The organism is Pseudomonadota bacterium, assembly GCA_039193195.1.
Taxonomy (GTDB): Bacteria; Pseudomonadota; Gammaproteobacteria; order Steroidobacterales; family JBCBZW01; genus JBCBZW01.
Window position 1 is genome coordinate 68,265 of the sequence record JBCCWS010000007.1, and the last position, 25,241, is coordinate 93,505.

Consider the following 25,241-nt stretch of genomic DNA (forward strand, 5'->3'; position numbering starts at 1 on the left):
GTGTTAGTTCGGTGAGGATACGCCGCTTCTCGGGGGGCAGCGACGCGAGCTCCGGCTGTAAGTGGCGTGGAGCGGAGGGTAGCGGGCGGGTCGTGTCACCGTTGAATGGGCGGTGACACGACGCCCTGCGGAGGAAAGCCGGCGCCAAAGGCCGGCTCTCGCTCAGGCTGCCTTGCGTCGGCTCGCCTTCTTCTTCACAGCGACGGGACGCTTCTTACGCGCCAGCGGCTTGCGGGCCGCAGTCTTCTTGCGCGCAGCGGTCTTACGCTTTGCAGCTGGCTTCTTCTTGGCCGCGGCCTTCTTGCGACCGGTGGCCTTCTTCTTAGAAGCCTTCTTCTTAGAAGTCTTCTTCTTGGCCGCGGTCTTCTTCCGAGCGGTCGCCTTCTTCTTGGATGCCGTCTTCTTACGGGCAACCTTCTTCGCTACCTTCTTCTTGGCCGCCGTTGCACGCTTCTTACGCGTGACCGCAGTGGCCTTCTTCTTCGCTACGGTAGTGCGTTTCTTCTTCGCAGCTACCTTCTTCTTCTTCGACGTGGCCGCCTTCTTTTTGCGGCTCACCTTCTTCTTACGACTTGCAATTGCCATTGGATACAACTCCGTGTCGGGGGATTGCGAAGCCGAGTATAACCAATAACTCCACGAATACCAGTAAGTTGTGTGATCAAACTCAGAAAGAGCGGGAGCGAATGCTCGTAAGTTGATCCAGTCCTCACTCGAGCGAGAGGATGAACGACCACTCTTGTTCGCTCACGGGCATGATCGAAAGACGATTACCACGTGCTAACAGACGGAAGTCAGCGAGTGCTCCATCGGCGTATTCACGCAACTCGGTCAAAGCGATAACACGCTTTGTACACCGGAGAAAACGCACATCCACCATGAACCAACGGGGTTTGTCAGGATCGCTTTTCGCGTCGTAGTGAGGATCATCGGGATCGAACGCGGTGTGATCGACATAGCCTTCGCGCGCCACTTCCATGACGCCGGCGATGCCAGGCACCTTCGTATTCGAGTGGTAGAAGAAAGCTTGGTCACCTTTCTTCATTTCGTTGCGCATCATGTTCCGCGCCTGGTAATTGCGCACGCCGTCCCAGTGCGCGGTCTTGCGCGGTGAGCTCGCGAGATCATCGATCCCGAACTCGTCGGGCTCTGATTTCATCAACCAGTACTGCATGCGTCGTGGACTCCTTGTCGAGAAGAGCAGGCATGAGGGTAACGCGCGGACTCTGTCATCACTTGCCGTAGCGGGATGTCCCACGGTTCGCGTGGCAAGGCGTGAGTCACCCGCTGACACTCGAAGGCCACGCCCACCAATTGGGGGCGTTGCCAGTAGTGGCGCTGGAGCAGGGGCGCGAAGGTGCGATCGTAGTAGCCGCCGCCCATCCCCAGGCGGTTACCCGCGTCGTCGAAACCTACTAGCGGGGTGAGCACGAGGTCGAGCTGCATTGGGGCTACCGTGTGTAGGCTGTCCGGGTGCACCGGTTCATAGAGGCCGAAACGGTTCGCCGCGAGGCGTGTGCGTTCGGTGAAGCGCACGAAGCTAAGGTGGTCATCGGCGCGCATCAGCGGCACGTACACCTCTTTGCCTGCGGCGAGTGCGTCGGCTATCAACCGCGCAACCTCCACTTCTCCGGGTGCGGCCAGGTAGGCGCCAATGCGCCGCGCTGAGCGAAAGCTGCGCAGGCGGGCGACACGCGCACACAGTCGCTGCGTAGCGCGTTCGCGATGCCATCCATCGAGGGTGAGACGTGCTTGGCGAAGAACCGTGCGCAGGTCGCGTTTGCGTTGCGCTTCGTGAAGGAGATCGAGGCCGGTCGCCGTAGTCATGGAGGTGAAGGAGGCGCTTCCCGCAGGTGCCGGTTAGGGCCTTTGCTCTCGAGCCAGAGCAAAAGGTGGGACGGACCAGGACGTTTCAGGCTTCCCGTCTAATGGACGGACCTGCTCAACAACGTCCAGCGGCCAATGTCCCTGGATGGGAAAATTAGGGTCGAGAGGTACCGTGGACCCGGCTCGAACACCGCAGGAAACGCTGACGACAGTGTGGAGCATCCGCGGCCGGGGTGTCCAGAAGCCAATCACAGTTCGTGCGACCTCGAAGGCGGCCCGGCGACCTGCGCTAGAGATTCATCTGCCGCGCATCCTCGAGGGCGCGGTCGGCTCGATCGGAGAGTGACTGCAGGCGGCCGTGGACCGCTGCGATGGTCTCATCTTGGGTGGCACGTGCCTCGCGCAGTTCGTTGGCCAGGTTGAGCGCCGCCATGATCGCGATACGCTCGAGGCCGACGATACGGCCCGTATCGCGAATCTCCTTCATGGCGTTGTTCAGCAGGCGAGCGCTCTCGAGCAGCGCGTCGTGTTCGCCGGGTGGACACGCGACCTGATACTCCTTATCCAAGATGCGCACGGTGACGCGCGCGCCGGCGTTAGCCTCGCTCATGCATTGTGCTCCATCGCCTTGAGGCGAGAGATCATGGCTTCGACACGGGCGCGGGCGCGCTCGTTCTTCTGCAGCAGACCAGCACGCTCGCTCATTAGGGATTCCTGCTTCTGTCGCAGGGAGCGATTCTCCTCTTCGAGCTGTCGACAGAGGGATAGGAGTGCGTCCACCCGTGCCTCCACGCGGGCGAGCTCACGCTCCAAACTGTCTCTTCCCGATTCAGGATGGGTCATGCGCCGAATATAGGTGGTGCGTGAAGACCCGGTCAAACCAGGCCCTCCAGGGCCTTCCCGGCGGGTCCCACAGCGCTCTGGGTAAGTGGTGCGAGTGATAGGATGCAGGTCGATGAACGATGATGATCAAGCCCTTGCGGGCGCAGCGGCCCTAGCCGCCTTTGATGCTGAGCCTTTGGCCCAATGGCACGGCAGCGTGAGCGGTTTGCTGTGCGGGGCACCGCTTGCGGTGGCCGAGGGGTTGCTGGCAAACCTGCCTCACCCCGATGGGAGCGCACCTGCCCTCGATGCGGTGACCGACGGCTCGCGAGCTGACACGGTGATCTCCGCTGATTTGCGACGGGTCGTCAGCGTCACGGTCAACACCTTGGAGGAGGGCGGGCTCGACTTCCAACCGCTCATCAGTGACGAAGTGCCCTTGTCGGAGCGAGCGCTGGGTCTCGCGGAGTGGTGCCAAGGATTTCTCTACGGCCTCGCCAGCACCGTCCCTAAGGAGCGCCTGATGGACGACGCGCTCGGCGAGTTGTTGGGTGACTTCGCCGAGATTGCGCGAGCCGTGCGTGGCGGCGATGACGCCGAGGAGGCGGAGAACGCCTACGTCGAGCTGGTGGAGTTCGTTCGCGTGGGCGTACAGCTTTGCTACGAGGAGTTGCGGCGAGAGCGTGCTGCCTGGGCCAATGGGCCCTCGGAGACTCTGCAGTGAACGCGCGTGAATTCGCTCGCCGCCGTCGTGCCTTGATGCGCCAGGTCGGTCGAGAGGGTGTCGTCGTGCTCACGGCCGCCCAGCCTAAAGTGCGCAATCGCGACGTTGAGTATCTGTTTCGCCAGGACAGTGACTTCTTCTACCTCACGGGTTTTGCTGAGCCAGCGGCGGTCGCAGTGCTCATCCCCAAGCGCGAAGCAGGTGAGTACGTGCTGTTCTGCCGCGAGCGCGATCCGGCCCGCGAGCAATGGGACGGTCCGCGCGCCGGACTTGAGGGCGCGCTGGAGCAGTTCGGTGCCGATGATGCGTTTCCTATCGATGATCTGGACGACATCCTCCCAGGTCTCATCGAGGGGCGTACGCGCGTGTACCATGCTATGGGGGCGCAACCAGAGTTCGACGCGCGCCTCGTACAGTGGATGACCACGCCGCGGCGTGACGCTGGGGAGCTACCCCAGGAGTTGGTCTCGCTGGAACACATGCTGCACGACATGCGCCTGTATAAGAGTCGCAGCGAAGTGGCCTTGATGCGGCGGGCGGCAGTGGTCGCTGCGCAGGCTCATCGCCGAGCGATGCAGTGTTGTCGCCCAGGCATGTTCGAGTACGAGGTGGAAGCCGAGCTTGCACACACCTTTCGTCGTGCCGGCGCGCGCACCTCTTATCCCCCGATCGTCGCCAGCGGTGTCAATGCCTGCATCCTGCACTACATAGATAACGACAAATCCTGTGCAGATGGCGATCTGCTGCTGATCGACGCTGGTTGCGAGATCGAAAGCTACGCGTCGGACATCACGCGCACTTTCCCCGTGAATGGACGCTTTAGCGACCCACAGCGGGCGATCTACGAGTTGGTGCTCAAGGCCCAATACGCAGCGATCGAGGCGGTGCAACCAGGGAACCACTGGAACGCCCCGCACGAGGCGGCAGTGAGGGTGATCACTCGCGGCCTAGTGCGTTTGGGCCTGTTGAAGGGGAGCGTCGCAAAGCTCATCAACGACGAGGCCTACCGCCGCTTCTTCATGCACCGCACGGGGCATTGGCTCGGCATGGATGTGCACGACGTAGGTGACTACAAGGTGGGCGATGCCTGGCGTGAGTTGGAAGCGGGCATGGTGCTCACGGTAGAGCCGGGGATCTATATCGCGCCGGGTAGCAAGGGCGTGCCGCGCAAGTGGTGGGGCATCGGTGTGCGCATCGAAGACGACGTGCTGGTGACTGGCTCGGGGCACGAGGTATTGAGCGCCGACGTACCTAAGGAGGTGGAGGAAATCGAGGCGCTGATGGCGAGTGCGCCCGGGGATTTGCCCGCGAGCGCTCGCCACCGTCGCTCTCGCGCGCGCCGCGCAACCCCAGTGGGCGCGGCGTCGTGAGCGTGCATGAGACCCTGGCCTACGATGTGGTGATCGTCGGCGGCGGGGCAGTAGGCAGCGTGCTGGCGCTGGCGCTGGCGCCGTTGCGCCTGCGGGTCGCGCTGGTGGAGGCCACGGCGCCGTCGAATGATGCGTTGGCGCCAGGCGATGCTTCTCAGGCGCGCTGCACGGCCCTCTCCATGGGCAGCCAGAGGATGTTGGAGACGCTCGGGGTGTGGCCACACCTGCAGTCCGCCGCGACGCCCATCCGGCACATTCATGTTTCCGATCGCGGACAGTTCGGCAGCACGCGCCTCGACGCCCAGCATGAGGGCGTGACCGCCTTCGGCCAGGTGGTCGAAAACGTGGACTTGCAGCATCGCTTGTGGGCGCGTCTGAGTTCGCTCGGGAGGCGAGTGGAAGTACCTGGCGCGCCGGCTCCCGGTGAGCTTCACCTCTGGGCGCCGGCGCACGTTACCGACACCCACGCCGGTCTCGAGGCGGCGACCGTGACCCTGGCCAGGGCCGCGCAGCGAGCGCCGATCCAGTTGCGGGCGCAACTGTTGGTGGCGGCCGATGGCGCGCGTTCGAGCATTCGTCGCCTGCTCAGCGTGGGCGCTGACCAGCAGTCCTACCGCCAGCAGGCGATCATCGCCAACATCACCCCCCAGCGGCCCCACGGTCACGTCGCGTACGAGCGGTTCATCGGCAGTGGACCCCTGGCCTTGCTGCCCTTGTCGGGCGGTCGTTGCAACCTGGTCTGGACCGTGTGGCGAGACGACGCCGAAGCCCTGTTGGCGCTGGCGGAGGCTGAGTTTCTCGAGGCGCTGCAGGATGCTTTTGGTTTCCGCCTGGGCCGTTTCCTTCAAGCTTCCCCGCGCGCGGCGTTCCCCCTGTGGCTGAGCCGCGCACGGGATGATCTCCTGCCGCCACGGGTGGCGCTTGTCGGCAATGCGGCCACCGGCGTGCATCCGGTGGCTGGCCAAGGCCTGAACTTGGGGCTGCGCGATGCTGCCGGACTCGCCGAGTCGATCGCCGATGCGCTTGCCGCGGGCACCGCGGACGTGGGTGCTGGCGTCTTGCTCAGTGCCTTTCTGCGCTGGCGCAAGGAAGATCGTGGACGCGTGAGCGCGTTTACGGACGCGCTAGTGCGCGTGTTCACCCAACCTGCAGCGCCGATTGGAATGGCGCGCGGTTTGGGGCTGCTGGCGCTGGATCTCATGCCCGGTGCCAAGTCCGCCTTCGCCCGCGGTGCCATGGGGATGGGGGGCAGGGCGCCTCGCCTATCGCGCGGCTTGCCCTTAGCCTCACCGCGGCGTACGGCCGCGCGTAGCACCCCATGAGCCCATCGCCCACGGCCGACTACGACGTGATCATCGTCGGCGGTGGCCTGGTAGGGGCGTCCCTTGCCGCCTTGCTCGCGCACACCACGAAGCTGAGCATGGCCGTGCTCGATCGGACCGTGCCGCCAGGGCCGGCCTCGCCCTTGGCGGCGCGCGCGGAGGAGTTCGATTTCGGTTTGCGCGTCTCCGCCATCTCCCACGCCACCTGGCGTCTGCTGACGCTGGTGCGAGCGCGGCCCGACCCGCGGTCACTACTAGCCTACGAGCGGATGGAGGTGTGGGAAGGAGCCGCTACGCGTGAGGCGCGCATCGAGTTCGACTGCGCCCGCCTCGCCGAACCCTGCTTGGGCTACATCATTGACAACACGGCGTTGCTCAAGGCCTTCTACGACGTGCTGCACGCGGAGCGTGCCGTCGCATTGCTAGCGCCTACGGGCGTGGCGGGTATCACGCCGGGGGGCACCCCGCGAGAGCCCATCGCCGTGCAGCTGGATGACGGTCGCGCGCTGCGCACCCGTCTTGTCATCGGTGCAGACGGTGCCGAGTCGCGCGTGCGCAGCTTGGTCGGGATCGCTGCTCGCACTCATGAGTATCGTCAGGCCGGCGTCGTGGCCCACTTGCGACCAGAGAGGCCGCACGGTGCCACGGCCCGACAGCGGTTCTTGGCCGATGGACCTCTGGCCCTGCTGCCGCTCGCCGATGGTCGTGTCTCCATCGTTTGGTCCACGCGTCCCGAGCACGCCCACGAGCTGCAGTCCGATCTGTCCCCTCAAGCCTTCGAGCGGGCGGTGGAGGAGGCTAGCGAAGGCGTTCTTGGCCAACTTGAGCTCATGAGTGCGCGAGCCTCGTTTCCGCTGCGAGTAATGCATGCGCGTCGCTACACGGCCCCGCGCGTCGCCCTCGTTGGGGATGCCGCTCACGTGGTACATCCGCTCGCCGGTCAGGGTGTGAATCTCGGCTTTCTCGACGCGGCGGCGCTCGCCGGCACGCTCGTCGACGCCGTAGAGCGTGGCGAGGAGATCGGTGATCACTACGTGCTCGAGCGCTACGAGCGCGCTCGCAAGGGAGAGAACTTGGCTACCGCGGCCGCCCTCGACGGCTTGAAGCGCTTGTTTGCCGCGCGCCATCCGTTGGTCGACTCCCTGCGCCGCATGGGCCTCGCCGCGGTGGATCGACTTGACCCAGTGAAGTCCGTGCTCGCGCGGCGCGCCATGGGGCTTAGCGGCAACGTGCCTGCGCTGCTCGCCCGCCGCCCACCAAGCTAGCTCAACCTGTCGATCAGGCCTCCGGCAGCGGCATGGATCTCGCGGCGATGCTCGACCATGCGCGTCGGCTCGGCGCACCACCTTCGTCGCCTAGCCTAGGCGCGGGCTCGCCAGGTGAGCGGAGCCTCGGGGTTCACCCCTTCGGCGAAGGGCCGACCGCGCTCCACGTGCGTGAGCCGATAGACGATACCGATCCAGTTGTCCATGATCGCCTCCGCCGTGTCGTGCCAGCTGTTGTGCAGGGCGGGTACCAGCAACGCCTCGGGGAAGCTCTCGAGCCCAACGGTATTCGTAGGCGTTGCCAAGCGCCGCTGGAACTCGAGGAGAATCGCGCGGCTGCGTGGGCTGAAGTAACGCTCTGGAAATGGCGGTGGTTCGCTCCGCTCCTTATCCAGCCAGCGCGCGACCTCGCGGCGATACTCCTTCAGCAAGGTGATCGCGTCGTACTCTGGATGCCCTTGGAAGCAGACCTGACGAATGCCATCGCCGCTCACCGCTAGGTGCACCTCGCCCTCATCGCTCGCGGCCAACACTGCCATGTCGTGCGCCTCGAAGGTGTCGCGCGAGATGTGGTTCCAGCGCGAATGGGGCACGTCAAAGCGGGTGTTCACTCCGCTCACGAGAGGGTGAGCCCGGTCGCTAACTGCGTGGGCGTATACCCCCCACCGCTTGAATCCAAGGGGTTGGCGAACCTCGCCGTGCGCGTGTTGGAGCAGGGCGTGAGTGGCTAGGCATGAGCACAAGGTGGAAGTGACGTGTTCGGCCGCCCAATCGAACACTGCAGTTAGCTCACCCCAAAATGGCTCCTTTGAAAGGTCGCGTCCTGTCGCGTTGGCGCCGGTGATGATCAGGGCATCCAGCCCGTCCTTGGTCAGCGTATCGAAGCGTGCGTAGTGGGCCTCGATATGGGCCTTGGCGCTGGCGCCGCGCTCGACGCTCGCCAGGGTGAATGGGTGAAGATAGAGCTGGGCTACCTGGTTTGCTTCCCCAACCAGGCGCAGGAACTGGCGCTCGGTGGCTTCTAGTGCTGCATCGGGCATCAGGTTCAGCAAGCCGATGTGCAGCTCGCGGATGTCCTGCTGTACCGCTTGCGCACGCGAGATCACCGTGACCCCCTCGCGGGCGAGGCGTTGGAAGGTCGGCAGCGGGTGATGGGCGACCAGCGGCATGGCGTCGGTCGCTCAGCTGCGGTCCAGAAGGTCGGCCACCAAGTCCACGAAGTCGTCAGCGCTCTCCACGTTGGCTAGCTGCGCAGCCTGCAGAGTGTAGCCGTAGCGTTTCGCGATCTGTTCGTAGCGCGGTACGCGGGCTTCGAAGAGCCGGGGGAAGACCCAGCGAACGAAATCATCAGGATCGACAAGCGCCACGTACTCCAGCTGTCGCTCGCCCATGTACTGCGCTAGCCGTTCGTCGAGAAACGACTCGCGATAGAACATCGGTTTGGGGCCGGCGACGGCGCGCTCGACCAGCGCCTGCCTATCTGCTTCGGAGGCGCTGATATAGATCACTAGCGTATGTTCGGCGAGTACCTCCATCACCCGCGGGTCGCTCAGTTCGCACAGGCTGCCCCCTGCATCGTTTACGAAGTGTCGATAGCCGTAGATGGCCTGGGCGCGTTCGATAAACTGCGGTACGTCGAGCATCGCGGCCACCTCAGCTTGCTCGTGCAGGCGCTGTCGGCGCTTGAACTCCACTAGGTCGAGGCCGCCTCGTTCCGGATCGCCGAGCTTGCCGAGGAAGGTCGATAGCGGCGCCAGGTTGTCGATGCTGATGTTGTTCTCCACGTAGATGGAGTCCGAGCGCAGAAGGTCGCGCACGAAGGGCACCGTCATCAGCTGTCGTTTGATGTTGTCTAGGATGGGCTCGCCGAGGTACCGCGTGCCGATGCGATAGTCACCCGAGTAGTGAAACCAGTGCTGGCGGCGCAGGCGCGAGGCCAGACGCGTCTTGCCTACGCCGGACATGCCGAGCAGGGTGATGGCCCGCGAGGGTCGGGCGCGGAACTGCCGGCCTGTCAGACGCATTCAGGGGCGCTCCAGGAGGCACGCGACACCTTGGCCGACGCCGACGCACGTGGTCGCGAGGGCACGCGTGGCGTCGCCGCAATGAACGGAGTGCGCCGCCGTCGCTACTCGGCGTGCGCCCGTCATCCCCAAGGGATGGCCAAGAGCGACCTCCAGCGGATCGCTCCTGCGTTGAGGAACTTCGACCGGAGTGATCTCCTGCGCTAGGTGGCCGCTCGCCTGGGCCGCGGCGGCGCGCTGCTGCGAGCGCAGGGCGAATGCGTCCTGATCCTCGCGGGAGATCTGGCACTGCTCAGCGACGTTCTCGCCGGTTTGCGGCATCGAGTCGATCCCGTACTCCCGCTCGATGCGAGGATTGACAAAGCGCCAGCCGAGTGTGGTGTCGAAGATCTCAGCACGGCGGTTGAAGGCAGCGTCCGCCTTAGGCATTGCCCAGGGGGCACGCGACATCGGCTCCACGCCGCCAGCGATTGTTAGTTGAGCTTCCCCGCAGACGATCGTACGCGCCGCCGTGGCGATCGCGTCCATGCCCGATGCGCGCAGCGGCGCGGCCGCCAGATCGTCCGCGCGCACGTGAGCGAGGGCTCCGCCGAAGCGACCGACGGGTGTACGCACGGCGTCGAAAATGAACACGGGCTGCATCGCATCTCATCCTATCTACGCTGGGAGCGGCTTGCGCGCGTGGCCCTCGACCCGCAGCGCATCACGCTCCCCATCGGTGGCTGATTTTGTCACGTTTTCCGCACCCTAGCGCGGGCCGAGGAAGCGGCGCGGGGAGAGGCTGGTGAGGGCCTCGGCGGATCGGCTATGATCCGCGCCATTCGCGCCCGAGGGGCGCTTACTGTTGTGGAGACCGGGTGGCCCACTTGACCGCACTAGCGAGCGCCCATGAGCGTGCCGGGGCCCGCATGGTCACCTTCGCCGGCTGGCAGCTGCCTGTGCAGTATCGCTCGGTGCTCGAGGAGCATCGTGCTGTGCGATCTGCCGCGGGCATGTTCGACGTCTCCCACATGATGATTACGGACTTCTCAGGCGAGGGTGCGAGCGCTTGGCTGCGCGAGCTGCTGTGCAGCGATGTGGCGACCCTGAAGGAGCCCGGCGCGGGCCGATACACCTGCGCGCTGAACCCTGAAGGCGGAGTGATCGACGATCTCATCGTCTTCCGCCGTCCCTCGCGCAATGGCAAAGCCGCTTGGCGCACGGTGAGTAATGCGGGGACGCGCGAGCGCGTCGGTGCATGGTTCGATGAACGCCTGCGGGCGTGGGACGGCCCTGAACTGGTTCGCACCCAGCGCGACGATCTATCGATGATCGCGGTGCAGGGCCCGCACGCGGTTGATCGCTCGATGCCCGTGTTGGCGGCGACGCTAGGCGGCAGCGACGATCGCTCGCTCGACGGTCTGCCACGCTTTCATGCCCTAGAGGCGGGCGAGATCTTCATCTCCCGCACCGGGTATACCGGCGAAGACGGCGTCGAGGTCTGTTTGCCGCACGATCAGGTGATGCCGCTTTGGGATCGCTTGCAGCGAGAGGCGCGGGTCGAGCCGTGCGGCCTTGCTGCCCGTGATGTGCTGCGTCTCGAGGCTGGCCTGAATCTGCATGGTAGCGACATGGATGAGGCTACCCGACCGCAAGAGGTGGGCCTGCGTTGGCTGCTCGATCTGGAGGACGCGCAGCGTGAGTTCGTGGGGCGCGCCGCGGTCGATCCGGCACGCGATGCTGCCCCCTCGCGTTTCCTGCGCCGTGGCTTGCGCCTGGTCGAGAAGGGTGTGCCGCGAGCTGGCTGCGAGGTGCTCGCCGGCGCGCAAAGTGATGGCGCGGTGGTCGTCGGTACGATTACCAGCGGCAGTTTTTCCACCAGCCTCGGTCATGGTATTGCCCTCTGGCGCATGCAGGGCGATGCTCGCGAGGCGGTGGAGGCGGGAGGTCTTTTCGTTCAGATTCGCCAACGGCGGGTACGCGCAGAGCTGACTGCACCGCCGTTCGTGAGGGCTGGCGCCTGAGCGCCGGATGACCAGGCTCGGTACAGGGGAGACAGGCAATGAGCAATGTACCTGGCGATCTGCGTTACACAGAGAGTCACGAGTGGATTCGCGTCGAGGATGACGGCACGCTGCTGATGGGGATCACGGAGCACGCCCAAGCGGAGCTGGGTGAACTCGTGTTCGTCGACCTGCCCGAAGCCGGCCAGCAGGTCTCCCAAGGCGATGCACTGGCCGTGGTCGAATCAACCAAAGCCGCTTCCGACGTGTACAGTCCTGTGGCGGGTGAGTTGGTCGCCGTCAACACCGCTCTCGATGACTCGCCGGATCTCGTCAATCAGCATCCATACGATGACGGCTGGATCTTGCGCTTGCGCCCGAGCGATGATGCCTGGGCCGAGCGCATGCTCGACGCCGAAGCCTACGCCGCGCTCATCAGCGACTGATTGCCCGACCGCTACCCAACCTTTGGCACGTCTTCCGACTTACTCTCAACTTCAGGAGCTTCCTGACGATGGCAACGATTACCCTGCAAGGCAACGAGATCCACACCAACGGTGAGCTACCGAAGGTGGGCGCAGCCGCGCCCGACTTCACCCTAACGAATAAGGACCTTGCCGACGTGGGACTCAACGAATTCGAAGGCCGTCGGAAGCTGCTGAACATCTTCCCGAGCGTCGACACGCCGGTGTGCGCCTTGTCCACGCGCCGCTTCAACGAATACGCCAAGGACCATCCGGACACGGTGATGCTGATGATCTCGGCTGACCTGCCGTTCGCCCAAGCGCGCTTTTGCGGTGCCGAGGGGTTGGAGAACGTGATGGCGCTCTCGACCATGCGCAACCAGGAGTTCGCGGGCGACTACGGAGTGCGCATCGAAGACGGTCCGCTGGCGGGCCTTACGGCGCGTGCGGTGGTGGTGCTGGATGAGAACAACACGGTCGTCCACACCCAGCTCGTGACGGAAATTGGCCACGAGCCCGACTATGAGGCAGCCATCAAAGCCCTCGGCTAGGCCTCTCCGGTGCGCCGCGTCCGCCCGCGGCGCCCCCTTGTGTGCCTGCTGCGCTCAGGTCACGGCAGCTAGCGAGCGATTGCAGTAGACTCCGCCGCTTGGACTCGATCCGAGGGGCGCCAACAGCCTGTGCCCAGTTCCTGCCTCGCCGGGTCCCCACCCGCCCCTGTCAGGGTCGACAGGCGGCCGTACCCACTTCGACGGAGAACTTGAGCGCATGACAGCACTGATCTGCGGGTCCCTGGCCTTTGACAACATCATGGTGTTCCCGGGTCGCTTTAAGGATCACATCCTGCCCGACAAGATCCACATGCTGAACGTGGCATTTCTGGTGCCTGAGCTGCGTCGGGAGTTCGGCGGTTGCGCGGGGAACATCGCCTACAACCTCAAGCTGTTGGGCGGCGATGGAGTACCCATGGGCACCGTGGGCCGCGATTTCGCGCCCTACGCGGAGTGGCTGCACAGCCAGGCAATCGACGGTCGTTTCGTGCGCGCTTACGACGACCAGTTCACGGCCCAGGCCTACATCACGACCGATCTAGACGACAATCAGATCACGGCTTTCCACCCCGGGGCCATGGCCAACGCTCACGAGCAGGAGGTGCCGACCGACGCCGGTATGTCCATCGGCATCGTCTCTCCCGACGGCAAGGACGGCATGGGCAGCCATGCACGACAGTTTGCTAGCGCGAGCATCCCCTTTATCTTCGACCCTGGCCAGGCCCTGCCCCAGTTCGAGGGTCCGGAGTTGCTGGAGATGGTGGAGCTTGCCACTTGGCTCACGGTCAACGACTACGAGATGCAGCTGGTGAGCGAGCGCACGGGCCTGGCGCCAAAGGCCCTGGCCGAGCGGGTTAGCGCGCTGGTCGTCACCCGCGGTGGCGAGGGGTCGGAGATTCACAGCGACGGTGGGATCACGGAGATTCCCGCCGCGAAGGTCAGCGGTCTCGCAGACCCCACCGGCTGCGGCGACGCCTACCGGGCTGGCCTGCTCTACGGCCTCATGAACGAGCTCGGCTGGGAGGTGACAGGCCGCCTGGCCTCGCTTATGGGCGCGGTGAAAATCGAGTCTCACGGTACCCAGAATCACCGCCCGGACCTTGACGAATTGGGCCGGCGCTACCGCGATAGTTTCGGCGCGGCTGCACCCTGGTAGATCCCGCGAGCGAACCTTCCTGGTCCACTCCTGCCAAACAGCAGGACACGTCGAAGTCGAGATCGCCCATGCAGCTCTTCCGTCCAACCGTTTTCGCCGCTCTCGCCCTGTTGGCGGGCTCCCTCGGGTCGTTGACCTACGCCAACGCTGACCAGCAACCGCCAGCCACCGTGCCCTCGTGGAGCGAGACCTTGGAACGGGTGTCGAGTGGTGTGGTGTCGATCCGGGTGGATGGCACGCGAGCCTTCGACACGGAGTGGAATCAATCGACCCAGGCCACTGGCTTCGTGGTGGATGCCGAGCGTGGGCTGGTTATGACCAACCGGCACGTGGTGATGCCCGGGCCGGTGGTGGCGCAAGGTGTATTCGTCAACAACGAAGAGGTAGAGCTGGTGCCCGTGTACCGCGATCCGGTGCACGACTTCGGAATCTATCGATACGACCCGGCAGCCCTCCGCTATATCCAGCCGCCCACCCTCGAGCTTTATCCTGAGGGCGCACAGGTGGGGCGCGAAGTGCGTGTGATCGGTAACGACGCCGGTGAGCAGCTGTCGATCCTGGCGGGCACGATCGCCAAGCTCGATCGCGCCGCGCCCACCTATGGCAAGAATAAGTACAACGACTTCAATACCTTCTACTTCCAGGCGGCATCGAGCACCTCTGGCGGTTCCTCCGGGTCACCGGTGATAGACATAGGGGGAAGGGTCGTCGCCCTGAATGCCGGTGCCAACACCAACGCTGCCTCGAGCTTCTTTCTGCCGCTGGATCGGGTTCAGCGTGCGCTGCGTTTGATTCAGCAGGGCAGCCCGGTTGCGCGCGGTAGCCTGCTCACCATCTTTAAGCACCAGCCCTTTGACGAGCTGCGTCGCCTAGGGCTCTCGTCAGGTACGGAGGCGTCTGTGCGCGCCGCCTTCCCCGAGGGTACGGGGATGCTGGTGGTGGATGAGGTGCTGCCGGAAGGGCCCGGTGATGGCGTGCTCGAGCCGGGCGATATCCTGGTCAGCGTCGATCACATGCTGGTCAACCGCTTCGTGCCGCTCGAGGATCGCCTGGATACTAGCGTGGACGCCCCTGTCTCCCTGCTAGTCCGCCGAGGTGAGCAGGATCTTAGGGTGTCGGTGACACCGGCCGATCTGCATTCGGTGACGCCTGCTTCGCTTATCGAGGTGGGGGGCGCAATAGTCCACGACCTTTCCTACCAGCAGGCTCGCCACCTAAATGCCCCGGTGCGCGGCACCTACGTGGCGTCCCCAGGCTACCTGCTGAGTGTCGCGGGGATCCCCCGTGGCGCGGTGATCACTGAGCTCAACGGTCGCGACGCCTCCACGCTGTCTGCCTTCGAGGCGCGCCTTGCCGAAGTGGCCGACGGTGAGTCCCTACGAATTCGCTACTTCACCGAGGCGGATCCGCGCCGTTCGTCTCTGCGGGTGGTCAACATGAACCGCGCTTGGTTCCCCAATCGCGCCTGCGAGCGGGACGATGCGCTCGGCTACTGGCCCTGCCGCGCCCTAGACCCCGGTCCGTCGGCCGTCGCGCCAACCGCGGCGAGCACGCGCTTTGCAAGCGGCGGCGACCCGCGCGCCGACTTCCTGGCACCGTCCTTGGTCATGGTCAACTACGACATGCCGTACACCGTCTCCGGCGTGGCGGACCTTCACTACCACGGCACCGGCGTGATCGTAGACGCGCAGCGCGGCTTGGTTGTGGTCGATCGCAACACGGTGCCCGTGGCCATGGGCGATGTACGCATGACGTTCGCGGGTTCGCTCGAAGTGCCCGCCGAGGTGGTGTACGTACATCCCCTGCACAACCTCACCCTGCTGCACTACGATCCGACCTTGATCGGCGACACGCCGACGCGCGCTGCGAGCTTCAGCGTAGAGCGCCCTAATGCCGGCGATAGGGCGTGGGTGGTGGGTCTGCGTGCCGATCACAAGATCGTCTCCCAGGGCACGATCGTGGCTTCTGTGGATGCCGCGGAGTTCCCCTTATCGCGCAGCTTCCGCTTCAGGGACTCGAACGTCGAGACCATCTCAGTGGTCAATGCGCCGGCCGTGGATGGTGTGCTGGCCAACGACAACGGACAGGTGATCGCTACCTGGTCCAGCTTCGCCTATCAGGAAGGTCGGCAGGTGGTGCAGGTCACGCGCGGAATGCCGATCGGTATCGTGGCTGACATGGTCGATGCGGTGCGCGAGGATCGACCCCTGCGTTCACTGGAGGTGGAGCTGTGGCCTATCCCCATGGCGGCAGCGCGCCAGTACGGACTGCCCGCTGACTACATCGCGTGGCTTGAGGGCCCGGATGGGCCTACGCAACCGCAGGTGCTGAAGGTGATGCGCCTGGTGGCAGGCTCGCCGGCCGCGGCGCTGCTCGAGACCGGTGATCTGTTGCTTGCCGTCGACGGTAAGCCGGTGGCTAACTTCCGCGATGTCGAGCGCAGCACCGCCGCGCCGCAGGTGACCCTGACCGTGCTGCGCGACGGTTCTATGCGCAACTTGGACGTGCAGACGGTGCCACTGAGTGGTCGCGGCGTCGACCGCGCCGTGGTGTGGGCCGGCGCGTTGCTTCAGGCCCCGCACCGCGCGCTCGCAGCGCAGCGTGGAATCGAGCCCTACGGCGCTTATGTTGCGTACTTTGCGTACGGGTCACCGGCGAGCCGACACGGCCTGTGGGCGGGCCGGCGTGTGGTGGAGGTGGACGGCCAGCCGATCCCAGATCTCGATGCGTTCGTGGCAGCTGTCTCGGGTCGGCGCGATCGCGATTCCTTACGCCTGAAAACCGTCGGTTGGAACGACGCCAGCGACGTGATTACGTTGAGTCTCGACCTGAAGTACTGGCCCGCCTACGAGCTACGCCGCGGCGCGGACGGCTGGCAGCGCCAACCCATAGATCCTATTACGGAAACTGGGGTCGTGGCGGAGAAGACGTCGGCCGCTACGGGGTCCGGCTCGCGAGGGTTGAAGTAGGCCCCGAGGGCGTCGATCGGCGGTCAAAAACGCCGTCCATATGCTACCCTCTGCCGCCTGCCGGCCCGGGCTGTGCCCCCCGGCAGTCCTGCCGTAACCGTCGTCCGGCTTCAATGACGTCGGCTGCTGAGCGCGCGCCGCAAAGACCCCAAGATCGGGCGCGCGCGATCGGAGGACTCCTCATGGAGCTCAAGAGCAAACTCGACACCTTGCGTGCGAGCCCCGGCCGGCGCCAGACCGTCGGCCTCAACGACGAGACCATCGCTCGCTTCGCCGCTGCAGATGCGCGCCTAGAAGCGGCCGTCGACGCCGCCCTTTCGGCCCGCGAGTGCTGGCTGTCCGCCTACCCGGGTCTGTTCGACCTCGATGAGGCCGCCCAGATCGAGCGCATGCACGAGCAGGTTGCATGCTTTTACCCCTCGGGCACGGTCAACCCATACGTGGCCCTAGGGGCGCGCGGTCCTTGGATCGTGACCAGCATGGGCGCGCTCCTTTACGACTGCGGCGGCTACGGCATGCTCGGCGCCGGCCACGCACCGGAGCATGTGCTGAAGGTACTCAGCTCGCCGCACGTAATGGCCAACGTGATGACGCCCAGCCCGAGCCAGATGCGCCTTATCGAACTCCTGCGCACGGAGATCGGCCACAGGCGTGCCGACGGCTGCCCCTTCGAGAGCTTCCTATTCTTGAATTCAGGCTCCGAGTCGATGAGCGTTGGTGCGCGCATCGCCGATATGAACGCGAAGGCCATGACCGACGCCGGCGGCCGCCATGCGGGCAAGCCGATTCGCTCCCTTAGCCTAACCAAGAGCTTCCATGGCCGTACGGATCGGCCGGCGCAGTTCTCCGACTCCACACGCGATACCTATGAAAAGCACTTGGCAAGCTACCGCAAGCTGGACTCTCTGCTGACGGTTGAGCCGAACAACGTCGAGGCTCTGCGCGCGATGTTCCGCCGCGCCGACGATGAAGGGTTTTTCATCGAAGCCCTGTTCATGGAGCCGGTGATGGGTGAGGGCAACCCGGGCATGGCGATCACCCCGGAGTTTTACCGCGCTGCGCGAGAGCTCACGCTGGCCCACGGCAGTTTGCTGCTCGTCGATTCGATCCAGGCAGGCCTGCGGGCGCAAGGTTGCCTGTCCATCGTCGACTACCCTGGCTTTGAAAGGGAACAGGCGCCGGACCTCGAGACCTACTCGAAGGCGCTCAACGCGGGACAGTTCCCTCTCTCCGTCCTAGCGTTCAACGCGCGAGCGCGAGAGATTCAGCGCCCCGGGATCTACGGCAACACCATGACCACTAATCCGAAAGCGATGGACGTGGCTTCGGCCGTGCTCACGGGGGTCACCGACGAGCTGCGCACCAACATTCGGGAGCGCGGCCAGGAGGCGGTGGCGCTGCTGGAGGCGCTGCGCGCTGAGCTCGGGCCGGAATTGGTGACGGGCGTGCAGGGGACGGGCCTGTTGTTCAGCCTCGAGCTGTCCGACCAGTTCAAGTGCTACGGCCACGACAGCACCGAGGAGTACCTACGGCTCAACGGCGTCAACGTGATTCACGGTGGGCGCAACAGCCTGCGCTTCACGCCGCAGTTCAGCGTGACCAGCGCAGAGCTCAAGCTGGTGGTGGCTGCCACGCGCGACGCTTTGCTGAACGGTCCGCGGGTAAGCGAGGAGCAGGCGCGCGTCGCCGTAGGCTAAGGCGGCGACCCGGCAGGAAGGCGGCGGCTACCAGCGAGGTAGCTGCCCCGGGCAATCTCGAGCGCCTGACAAAGATCTGACGTCTCGGTGCCCTTCCGCGAATCGCCAACGCGTATAGTTTTTCGAGTTCCCTGTGCCCTTGGAGAATTCTGATGGAACGGTTTTTCCTCACCCTCGTCATCGTCGCGCTTTGCACGCTAATGAGCCCGTTGGCGTTGGCTGACGATGCGCCCACCGTCAGCGAGCCCGTGGCCGATCCCCTGCAGTTGATGATCGCGCAGATCAAAGCGTGGGGCGGCGGCGGTGGACCGCGCCAGCGCGATTGTCAGCGCGTTTGTGAGAACACCCAAGTCAACTGCCAGCGTGGGTGCTTCGGCCTGGCTGAGACCGGTGAGCAAAACAACTGCTCCCGTCAGTGTTTGGGTACCTATCTTGGCTGTGCCGAGGGCTGTCTTCCCGGCTCCACGGGCGGTGCGGCCAACAAGTCGCGCAGTGAGGACTCCGACGGCAGCGGCTCATCCTCCGGCTGAGCGCTGGAAGGAACCCCAAAATTCTAGCGGGGCTCGCACGGGCCCCTCTTTCACCGGGCCTCGCCTAGGGGCGGAGCGACCGGTTCAACACAGATGGTCACACCCTGCCGCGCCGGGCGGGCCCAGTGTGCCGACACGCTGGTGTAGACTGCTCGGCACCTTCACTGACCGCGCAACCCACCACCGCTTTGCAGCTCGCCCTCATCCTATCGCTCCATCAAGCGCTCGACGAAGACCGCAGCACACCTCACGAGGAACGCCTGCAGCGCGATCGTGAGATCGGTCGCGGTAGAGGGGATGACACCCCTCTCGGTCGCGTCATGCACTGGTGGGCGGTGGTCGGGTCACAGCTCCTACAGGCGGAGAGCGCAGACGCCGGGAGCCGCATCGACGGTGCCCTGCGGGTGGCCGTAACGGCCCTCACCGCACTCGGCTTCGCCGTTGGGATCGGTGTTGCGGGTGCCGCCTTCGCCTATCACGGTCGCTACCCAGTAAATCTATTCGCTCTGCTCGGCGTGCTCATCGTCGTGCCCTGGCTGCCCTTCCTGGCCACGGCCGTGTTGCTTCTGCCCCTGCCGGGCCTGCGCCGTCTGCGTGAGGGCTTGGCGACCTTCAGTCCTGGGCGATGGCTGGCTGGGTTCCTACACAAGCGTCTCAACGTTGATTTCCTGCGTTGGCGAGGGGGTAGCACGCCGCCTGCGCGGGTGGCTCAGCTCGAGGCGCTACGCCTGTCCCTGTGGATGGGCGTAGGGTTCTTTGGCGGGGCGCTGGTGCTGGCTCTGCTGCTGGTGGCGTTCACCGATCTCGCCTTCGGTTGGAGCACCACGCTCGAGGTGGATGCCTCGCTTGTGCACGGATTGGTCAGCAGCGCGTCCTTGCCCTGGAGGGGCTGGTTGCCGGTCGCGGCGCCGGATGCCGAGCTCGTGGCCCTGTCCCAGTACTATCGCTTGGAGGACGCTGCGCCTCCCGACGTCTCGCGCCTCGGCGAGTGGTGGCCCTTCGTCTGCATGATGCTGCTCGTGTACGGTCTCGCCCCGCGAGCGCTGCTGCTGGCCTTTGTATCCTGGCGACGAGAGGGCGCCTACCGAGCCCTGTTGCTCGATCATCCCCAGGTCCGCGCCCTGCTCGATCGCATGAGTTCGCCATTGGTCGTGCACGAGTCGTCCGCGCCAGGTCTTCAGGCAGTTCTGCCTACGGCGCCTGACGCCGGAGTCAGGCTCACCGCCGGTGGCGCCAACGTGTTGCTCTGGAACAGTCCGCTGGAGGCGGCGGCGGGGGTCGCGTGGTTGCGAGGGCAATTCGCGATTGAGGCGGGGTCCGTGCTGGAGCTCGGTTCCTACCAAAGCGGTGAGGCCTTGGATCAGGCCCTGGCCGGCTTGGAGGATGCGAGGCAGCGACTGGTGCTGGTGACGAAGGGTTGGGAGCCGCCGCTGCTCGAGTTTTTGGATTTGATCGCTGACCTGCGAGAATTGCTCGGCGCTGAGGTCTCGATAACCGTAGTGCCCGTGGACACGAGCGGGCAGGCCGTCTCTTCGAGCGAGCGAGACGTGTGGGCAGCCACCCTCGCCCAGCGTAAGGACTCCTCGCTCTACGTGGTGGAGGCTACCGGCTCGTGAGCGAACAGCCAGCGAACGTTCCCACCTTTGCGGTGGTCGGGCAACCTAACAAGGGTAAGAGCAGCATCGTCGCCACCCTGGCCGAAGACGCGCAGATCGCTATTGCGGCCACGCCGCGCACGACCCGCCGCGCCGAACGCTACGTGCTGACCGTCGACGGCGAAGCCCTCTACGCTCTCGTGGACACGCCTGGTTTCCAGCGCGCTCGCGCTGCCCTCGATTGGCTCGAGGCTGAGCCGGTACCTTCCCACGAGCGGCCAGCGCGCGTGGCGGACTTCGTAGAGGCCCATGCTGGCGATGACAGATTCATCGACGAGTGCGAGCTCCTGCAGCCGATCCTCGAGGGCGCTGGCATCCTCTATGTGGTGGATGGTGCCAAGCCCTTTGGCCTCGAGTACGAAGTGGAGATGCAGGTGCTGCGCTGGACCGGCCAGCCGCGCATGGCGCTCATCAATCGCATTGGGGAAGGCGACCATGTGGCCGAGTGGCGCGACGCTCTCGGCCAGTACTTCTCCATCGTGCGCGAGTTCAACGCCGTACATGCAGATTTTGACAAACGCATCGCCCTGCTAGATGCCTTCGCCGCCCTCGACGAACGGGTGAGCCCGCGCCTTGCGCGTGCCGTGCAAGTGCTGCAGCAGGATCGCCAGCGTCGGCGCGAGCGCAGCGCCGAGTCGATCACGGATCTATTGAGCGGCGCCTTGCGCGCCTCGTGCAGCACGCGCCTCAGCGATGAGCAGGATAGAGATCGCCTCGCCGCGAAGCTCCGCAACCGCCTGATGAATGATCTGCGTGACCTGGAGCAACAGTGTCGCGACCAGGTGCAGGCACACTATCAACACCAATCGTTGGAGCGTGCCGAGTCGCAGACAAGCGTGGGCGATGGGGATCTGTTCACCACCGATAGCTGGGAGATTTTCGGGCTCTCGCGTGAGCAGCTGCTATGGACTGGTGCGGTCTCCGGGGCGGTGGCTGGGGGTGGGGTAGATCTCATGCTGGGCGGCGCTTCCTTGCTCATGGGGGCAGCTATCGGCGCCGTCGTCGGCAGTACGGGGGCGTGGTTTGCCGGCGATGAACTGGCGAAGGTCAAGGTGCTAGGGCAAACGCTTGGGGGACGCGTGCTCCAGGTGGGTCCCGTGAGCGCTGTGAACTTCCCCTGGGTGCTGCTCGGCCGTGCGTGGATTCACCACCATCTAGTGGAGGAGCGTAATCACGCGCGGCGCGAGGCACTGGAATTGACCGTGGCGGACGGCACGGCGCTCATGGATCAGGTGCCGCAGGCTCTGCGGCGTGAGTTTGTCGTGCTCTTCAAGCGACTTCGCAATGATGATGTGCGACCTGCCCTGGTGGAAGCTGTATCCAAGCTGCTCGAGCTCGAAGCCACCGTCACCGACTGAGCAAGAACGCAGGGAACGCTGCTCGCTTGGCCCTGCTGCGCAGGGGTGGGCCTTAACGGTGCGCTCCTAGATAGGCTCGCCCACTTCGACGAGCCCTACGCACAGGCCATCAGTCACGAATCGACCCGGGCCCTCAGGCGCCATCGCGTAGGCGCGTGATGCACTCCTCTAGTCCGTCGATGGGTGGCGAGCACTGGTTCCCTTCGCACACGTAGGCCACTACGCCGCGGGCTGGAGCACTGCGATTGGCTAGGCCTTCAGGCAGGCTCCGCGCATCGCTTGCGATGGCGTAGACGCTGCAGTCAATACACTCGCCCGCCTCGGGTCCGCGCGCCAACCGACCTTGCCAGGCGCCGAGAATGGCCGGATCGCCTCGCAGCACGACCACGGGGGCGGGTTCCAGTTGATCCCGCAGGGCAGTCAGCAGGCCCGAGCAGGCTTGCGGGTGGGTATTGAGACGCTGCCAGCCCGCGCGGAGCGTGCGCTCGGCCGCTTCCAGGTAGTCCGGGCGACCTAGCAATCCGCCGAGACGGGTGAGTACGGAGGCGGCCATTCCGTTGCCCGAAGGTGTCGAGTCGTCCTCGAAGGGCTTCGGTCGATGTACCAGCGCCTCATGGTCATGGGCCGTGAAGAAGAAACCTCCGGCGTCGCGATCCTCATAGTCCTTGAGGAGCGTGTCCGCGAGGGTCACGGCGAAGTCCAGATCCTCTTGGCGCCAGCGCACCTGGAGCAGGGCGAGGAGGCCATCGATGAGGAACACGTAGTCATCGAGGTAGGCGCGCAGGCGGGCGCCGGCCGCTGCCGTGTACACGGCGTGTAGGCGAGCGTCTTGCCACAGGTGCGTGCGCAGAAAGTCAACGGCGGCGGTGGCGGAACGAGCGAAGGCGTCCTCGCCCGTGTGGCGGGCGGCTAGCGCCATGCCGGCGACTGTCAGTCCGTTCCAGGCGGTGAGTACCTTGTCGTCGAGACCAGGACTCGGTCGCTCGCCCCGGGCACTCAGCAAGGTCGAGCGCCCCAAGGCCAGGTGGCGCGCCACGTCGTCAGCTCCGATGGCGAGGGACTCAGCGATATCTTGCGGGTGGGCGACCATGGTCAGGTGCCACTTATCTGTGAAATTAGGTGAGCGATCCAACCCATAGGTCCTGGCGAGCACCTGCCAGGTGCTGTCTCCGCTGATTATGCCCTTGACCTCTGTAGCCTCCCAGAGGTAGTAGGCACCCTCGTCACCTTCCGTGTCCGCGTCTAGGGCGCTGTAGTAGCCGCCGTGCTCGCCCTGGAGCTGGTCGATGATGAAGGCGCCCGTCTCCCGAGCCATGTAGTCGAAGCGTTCGTCGTCGGCGGCACGGGCGGCGCGGGAGTAGAGCCCGAGTAGGCCCGCGTTGTCGTAGAGCATCTTCTCGAAGTGGGGGATGGTCCAGGTGTCGTCCGTCGCGTAGCGGAAGAAGCCGCCGGCGAGGTGATCGTAAAGGCCCCCGAGACCCATGCGCTCCATCGTATAGAGCACCTGATAGCGCAGTTCGGGATCCTCCTTGCCGCGGCGCCGGTCCGCCACCCACTGATCGAAGAGCAGCGTCAGCATGTGCGTGTGGGGGAATTTCGGCGCGCGGCCGAAGCCGCCATGCTCGCCGTCGAAGTTGGAACGGATGGCGTCGAGGCCAGCACGCAGCGGGGAGATCGACAGGTGCTCAGGCCGTTCGTCTGCAGCGGTACTAGCATCCAGCTGGGCGAGGGCTGCGACGATTGAGGCACCTTCGCGTTCCACCTCATCGGCCCGTTCGGCATGGAATGTGGCTACCCGTTCGAGCACGTCCGAGAAGCCAGGGAGGCCCTGGCGAGGGCGTGGTGGAAAGTAGGTGCCGCCGAAAAAGGGAATCTGCCGCTGGGGCGTCAGGAACATCGTGAGCGGCCAACCGCCCGGGTGCTGCTGGATGAGTAGGTGCGCCTTTTGGTAGATCTGGTCGAGGTCCGGCCGTTCCTCCCGATCCACCTTGATGTTTACGAACAGGGCGTTCATCTGTTCGGCGATCTGTGCGTCTTCAAAGCACTCGTGGGCCATGACGTGGCACCAGTGGCAGGCCGAGTAGCCGATCGAGAGCAGGATCGGCTTGCCCGTCTCCCGGGCAAGCTCCAGAGTTTCCCTGTCCCACGGCTGCCAGTGCACGGGGTTGTCCGCGTGCTGGCGCAGGTAGGGGCTGGACTCATCGGCGAGGCGGTTGCGGGGGGTGCGGCTCATTAGGGCTCCGGGGCGCGTGCGTCTGGCCGCGACTATACCGCTTTGCGTAGCGCTTCGAGTGGTCGCGTTTCAGGGGTCACCCGCCGTTCGGCGCAGGAAGCGGCGCACTCGTTGCAGGTAGGCTTGCGGCCGTTCCCAGTACAGCATGTGCCCTGCATCGTCGAAGCGTTCGAACTGCGCATTCGGAAGAACGCTCGCGTACTCCTGCGCCACCGCTTCGTGCTTGTAGTCACATTCGCCACGGAGAATGAGCACCGGGGTAGGGTTCGAGCGCAGCGCTGGCCGAGGATCCTGCCTGGGTAAGCCTAGTGACCGGCCGGTCATGCGATTGGACCAGAAGCCGTAGCCGGAGGACGAGATCTCTGTGCCGCGCAGGTCACATACCGCGAGCGGCAGGTAGAACGCGTTGGCGACCCTATCGAAGAGCGACCCGAGCTCCCACTCACTCGCAAAGCGGGTCGCCGCTTTCGGGCTAATCTCGGCCAGTGCGAGGGCTGCTAGTAGGCGGGGCGTCTTCACCATATGGGTGAACTGTTCAGCTTGGTCGGTCGTTAGCCGTTCCTCGAGTCCGCCCTCCTCCCCAGGTGCCCAGCTGGGGTGGTACATCGGGCCGGGGCCGGAGAACACGGCTGCGGCGACATGCTCTGGATGCCGCGCCATGTAGCTCGCCCCCAAGGAAGCCCCCCAGGACGAGCCGATTAGGATCATCTTTGCTGTCCCGATCCGTTTGAAGACAGCATTTAGATCCATTAGGTGGCGTTCGATGGTGTAGTCGCGCGCATCCTCGAGTCTCGCAGAGAGGCCACCGCCCACTTGGTCGTAGAGGTAGACGTCGTGGCCGTCTTCGCTGAGCTGCCCGATGGCCTCGACCGTCGCTTGGAGCGATATGCTATACCCACCGGGTCCGCCATGGAGAAACACGATGGGAGGTACCCGCTGATCACCTCGTCCATCGACCTTCTTGACTGCCACGTGGGATCCGCTTGCCAGGCGCCACACCTCGACGTCCTGGGGTAGGGCGATGGCGAACTGCTCGTCCTCTGGGATCAGCGGCCGCAGGAAGGTCGCCCAAAATGCCGTGAGCAATAGCGCGGTACCGACCCCGCTGATGGCGATTGCTGCCGTGCGATGGCGAGCGACGCCGCACATCCACAAGGTGAGGCGAGCGCCAAGGTAGGTGAAGGCCAGACTGGCGAGAACGCCCATCGAAATAAGCACCGCTGGCGTATCAATGAGCAGCGCGGCCGCGAGGCTGGCCATCGCGAACACCGCGACCGCGAGCGGTGGCCCGA

General features: G+C 65.1%; 23 protein-coding genes, 1 other RNA gene and 1 pseudogene. 13 read left to right on the forward strand and 12 right to left on the reverse strand.

Going from position 1 to position 25,241, the window contains the following annotated elements; translation table 11 throughout:
- Positions 1-162: 162 nt before the first annotated feature.
- From AAGA68_08865 to AAGA68_08890, 6 genes are all read right to left on the reverse strand, one after another.
- Entirely contained in the window at positions 163-585 is a 423-nt protein-coding gene (locus tag AAGA68_08865; GenBank protein MEM9385158.1) for a hypothetical protein, read from the reverse strand.
- Positions 586-709: 124 nt separating this feature from the next.
- Positions 710-1,174, reverse strand: a complete 465-nt coding sequence (locus tag AAGA68_08870) for an EVE domain-containing protein (protein ID MEM9385159.1) — start codon at positions 1,172-1,174, stop codon at positions 710-712.
- Positions 1,159-1,827: a 5-formyltetrahydrofolate cyclo-ligase gene (locus tag AAGA68_08875; protein MEM9385160.1), complete on the reverse strand. Its 669-nt coding sequence runs from the start codon at positions 1,825-1,827 to the stop codon at positions 1,159-1,161. The genes AAGA68_08870 and AAGA68_08875 overlap by 16 nt, the downstream gene beginning before the upstream one ends.
- A gap of 13 nt (positions 1,828-1,840) precedes the next feature.
- Positions 1,841-2,029, reverse strand: a non-coding RNA gene (gene ssrS / locus AAGA68_08880) — 6S RNA.
- 87 nt (positions 2,030-2,116) lie between these two features.
- Positions 2,117-2,437 (reverse strand): cell division protein ZapA, encoded by a 321-nt coding sequence (locus tag AAGA68_08885; GenBank protein MEM9385161.1) that lies wholly within the window; start codon positions 2,435-2,437, stop codon positions 2,117-2,119.
- Positions 2,434-2,706 carry a TIGR02449 family protein gene (locus AAGA68_08890; protein ID MEM9385162.1) on the reverse strand — a complete coding sequence of 91 codons (273 nt, stop codon included), beginning with the start codon at positions 2,704-2,706 and terminating at the stop codon, positions 2,434-2,436. Before AAGA68_08890 ends, AAGA68_08885 begins: the two co-directional genes overlap by 4 nt.
- Positions 2,707-2,782: 76 nt before the next feature.
- Here AAGA68_08890 and AAGA68_08895 point away from each other — a divergent pair, with 76 nt between their 5' ends.
- Genes AAGA68_08895 through AAGA68_08910 form a run of 4 tightly spaced genes read left to right on the forward strand, consistent with a single transcriptional unit; the run spans position 2,783 to position 7,330 of the window.
- A complete protein-coding gene (locus tag AAGA68_08895; GenBank protein ID MEM9385163.1) occupies positions 2,783-3,373 on the forward strand; it encodes a UPF0149 family protein in 591 nt (196 codons plus the stop codon).
- Entirely contained in the window at positions 3,370-4,743 is a 1,374-nt protein-coding gene (pepP, locus tag AAGA68_08900) for a Xaa-Pro aminopeptidase (GenBank protein MEM9385164.1), read from the forward strand. Before AAGA68_08895 ends, pepP begins: the two co-directional genes overlap by 4 nt.
- The gene (gene ubiH / locus AAGA68_08905) at positions 4,740-6,065 is read left to right on the forward strand and encodes a 2-octaprenyl-6-methoxyphenyl hydroxylase (protein MEM9385165.1); all 1,326 of its coding nucleotides are present in this window, start codon (positions 4,740-4,742) and stop codon (positions 6,063-6,065) included. Before pepP ends, ubiH begins: the two co-directional genes overlap by 4 nt.
- A complete protein-coding gene (locus AAGA68_08910) occupies positions 6,062-7,330 on the forward strand; it encodes a UbiH/UbiF/VisC/COQ6 family ubiquinone biosynthesis hydroxylase (protein MEM9385166.1) in 1,269 nt (422 codons plus the stop codon). The genes ubiH and AAGA68_08910 overlap by 4 nt, the downstream gene beginning before the upstream one ends.
- Positions 7,331-7,425: 95 nt before the next feature.
- Here the strand turns inward: AAGA68_08910 and AAGA68_08915 are convergent, their stop codons facing one another.
- From AAGA68_08915 to AAGA68_08930, 4 genes and pseudogenes are all read right to left on the reverse strand, one after another.
- The gene (locus tag AAGA68_08915) at positions 7,426-8,499 is read right to left on the reverse strand and encodes a homoserine O-succinyltransferase (protein MEM9385167.1); all 1,074 of its coding nucleotides are present in this window, start codon (positions 8,497-8,499) and stop codon (positions 7,426-7,428) included.
- Positions 8,500-8,511: 12 nt separating this feature from the next.
- Positions 8,512-9,354: an ATPase gene (locus AAGA68_08920; protein MEM9385168.1), complete on the reverse strand. Its 843-nt coding sequence runs from the start codon at positions 9,352-9,354 to the stop codon at positions 8,512-8,514.
- The gene (locus AAGA68_08925) at positions 9,355-9,510 is read right to left on the reverse strand and encodes a hypothetical protein (GenBank protein MEM9385169.1); all 156 of its coding nucleotides are present in this window, start codon (positions 9,508-9,510) and stop codon (positions 9,355-9,357) included.
- Positions 9,502-9,996, reverse strand: a pseudogene (locus tag AAGA68_08930) (3-oxoadipyl-CoA thiolase). The gene AAGA68_08925 and the pseudogene AAGA68_08930 overlap by 9 nt, the downstream one beginning before the upstream one ends.
- A 215-nt stretch (positions 9,997-10,211) precedes the next feature.
- On the opposite strand from AAGA68_08930, the gene gcvT reads away from it, so the two are divergent.
- The 9 genes from gcvT (at position 10,212) to AAGA68_08975 (ending at position 21,716) form a co-directional block, all read left to right on the forward strand.
- Positions 10,212-11,357, forward strand: coding sequence for a glycine cleavage system aminomethyltransferase GcvT (gene gcvT / locus AAGA68_08935; GenBank protein ID MEM9385170.1), 1,146 nt, complete (start codon positions 10,212-10,214; stop codon positions 11,355-11,357).
- A 38-nt stretch (positions 11,358-11,395) separates the two neighbouring features.
- Positions 11,396-11,782, forward strand: coding sequence for a glycine cleavage system protein GcvH (gene gcvH / locus AAGA68_08940; protein MEM9385171.1), 387 nt, complete (start codon positions 11,396-11,398; stop codon positions 11,780-11,782).
- Between the two features lie 68 nt (positions 11,783-11,850).
- Entirely contained in the window at positions 11,851-12,351 is a 501-nt protein-coding gene (gene tpx / locus AAGA68_08945; protein ID MEM9385172.1) for a thiol peroxidase, read from the forward strand.
- Positions 12,352-12,568: 217 nt separating this feature from the next.
- Complete coding sequence (locus AAGA68_08950; protein MEM9385173.1) at positions 12,569-13,507, forward strand: carbohydrate kinase family protein; 939 nt, start codon at positions 12,569-12,571, stop codon at positions 13,505-13,507.
- Positions 13,508-13,575: 68 nt separating this feature from the next.
- Positions 13,576-16,476: a trypsin-like peptidase domain-containing protein gene (locus tag AAGA68_08955; GenBank protein ID MEM9385174.1), complete on the forward strand. Its 2,901-nt coding sequence runs from the start codon at positions 13,576-13,578 to the stop codon at positions 16,474-16,476.
- 182 nt (positions 16,477-16,658) lie between these two features.
- Positions 16,659-18,173 (forward strand): aminotransferase class III-fold pyridoxal phosphate-dependent enzyme, encoded by a 1,515-nt coding sequence (locus AAGA68_08960; protein MEM9385175.1) that lies wholly within the window; start codon positions 16,659-16,661, stop codon positions 18,171-18,173.
- 152 nt (positions 18,174-18,325) lie between these two features.
- A complete protein-coding gene (locus tag AAGA68_08965; GenBank protein MEM9385176.1) occupies positions 18,326-18,703 on the forward strand; it encodes a hypothetical protein in 378 nt (125 codons plus the stop codon).
- Between the two features lie 125 nt (positions 18,704-18,828).
- Positions 18,829-20,319 carry a DUF2868 domain-containing protein gene (locus AAGA68_08970; protein ID MEM9385177.1) on the forward strand — a complete coding sequence of 497 codons (1,491 nt, stop codon included), beginning with the start codon at positions 18,829-18,831 and terminating at the stop codon, positions 20,317-20,319.
- Positions 20,316-21,716: a GTPase/DUF3482 domain-containing protein gene (locus AAGA68_08975; protein MEM9385178.1), complete on the forward strand. Its 1,401-nt coding sequence runs from the start codon at positions 20,316-20,318 to the stop codon at positions 21,714-21,716. Before AAGA68_08970 ends, AAGA68_08975 begins: the two co-directional genes overlap by 4 nt.
- A gap of 133 nt (positions 21,717-21,849) precedes the next feature.
- Here AAGA68_08975 and AAGA68_08980 read toward each other — a convergent pair whose 3' ends face one another.
- Both AAGA68_08980 and AAGA68_08985 read right to left on the reverse strand, forming a co-directional pair.
- Positions 21,850-23,949, reverse strand: a complete 2,100-nt coding sequence (locus tag AAGA68_08980) for a thioredoxin domain-containing protein (GenBank protein ID MEM9385179.1) — start codon at positions 23,947-23,949, stop codon at positions 21,850-21,852.
- A 69-nt stretch (positions 23,950-24,018) separates the two neighbouring features.
- Positions 24,019-25,209, reverse strand: a complete 1,191-nt coding sequence (locus tag AAGA68_08985; GenBank protein MEM9385180.1) for an alpha/beta fold hydrolase — start codon at positions 25,207-25,209, stop codon at positions 24,019-24,021.
- Positions 25,210-25,241: the final 32 nt, after the last annotated feature.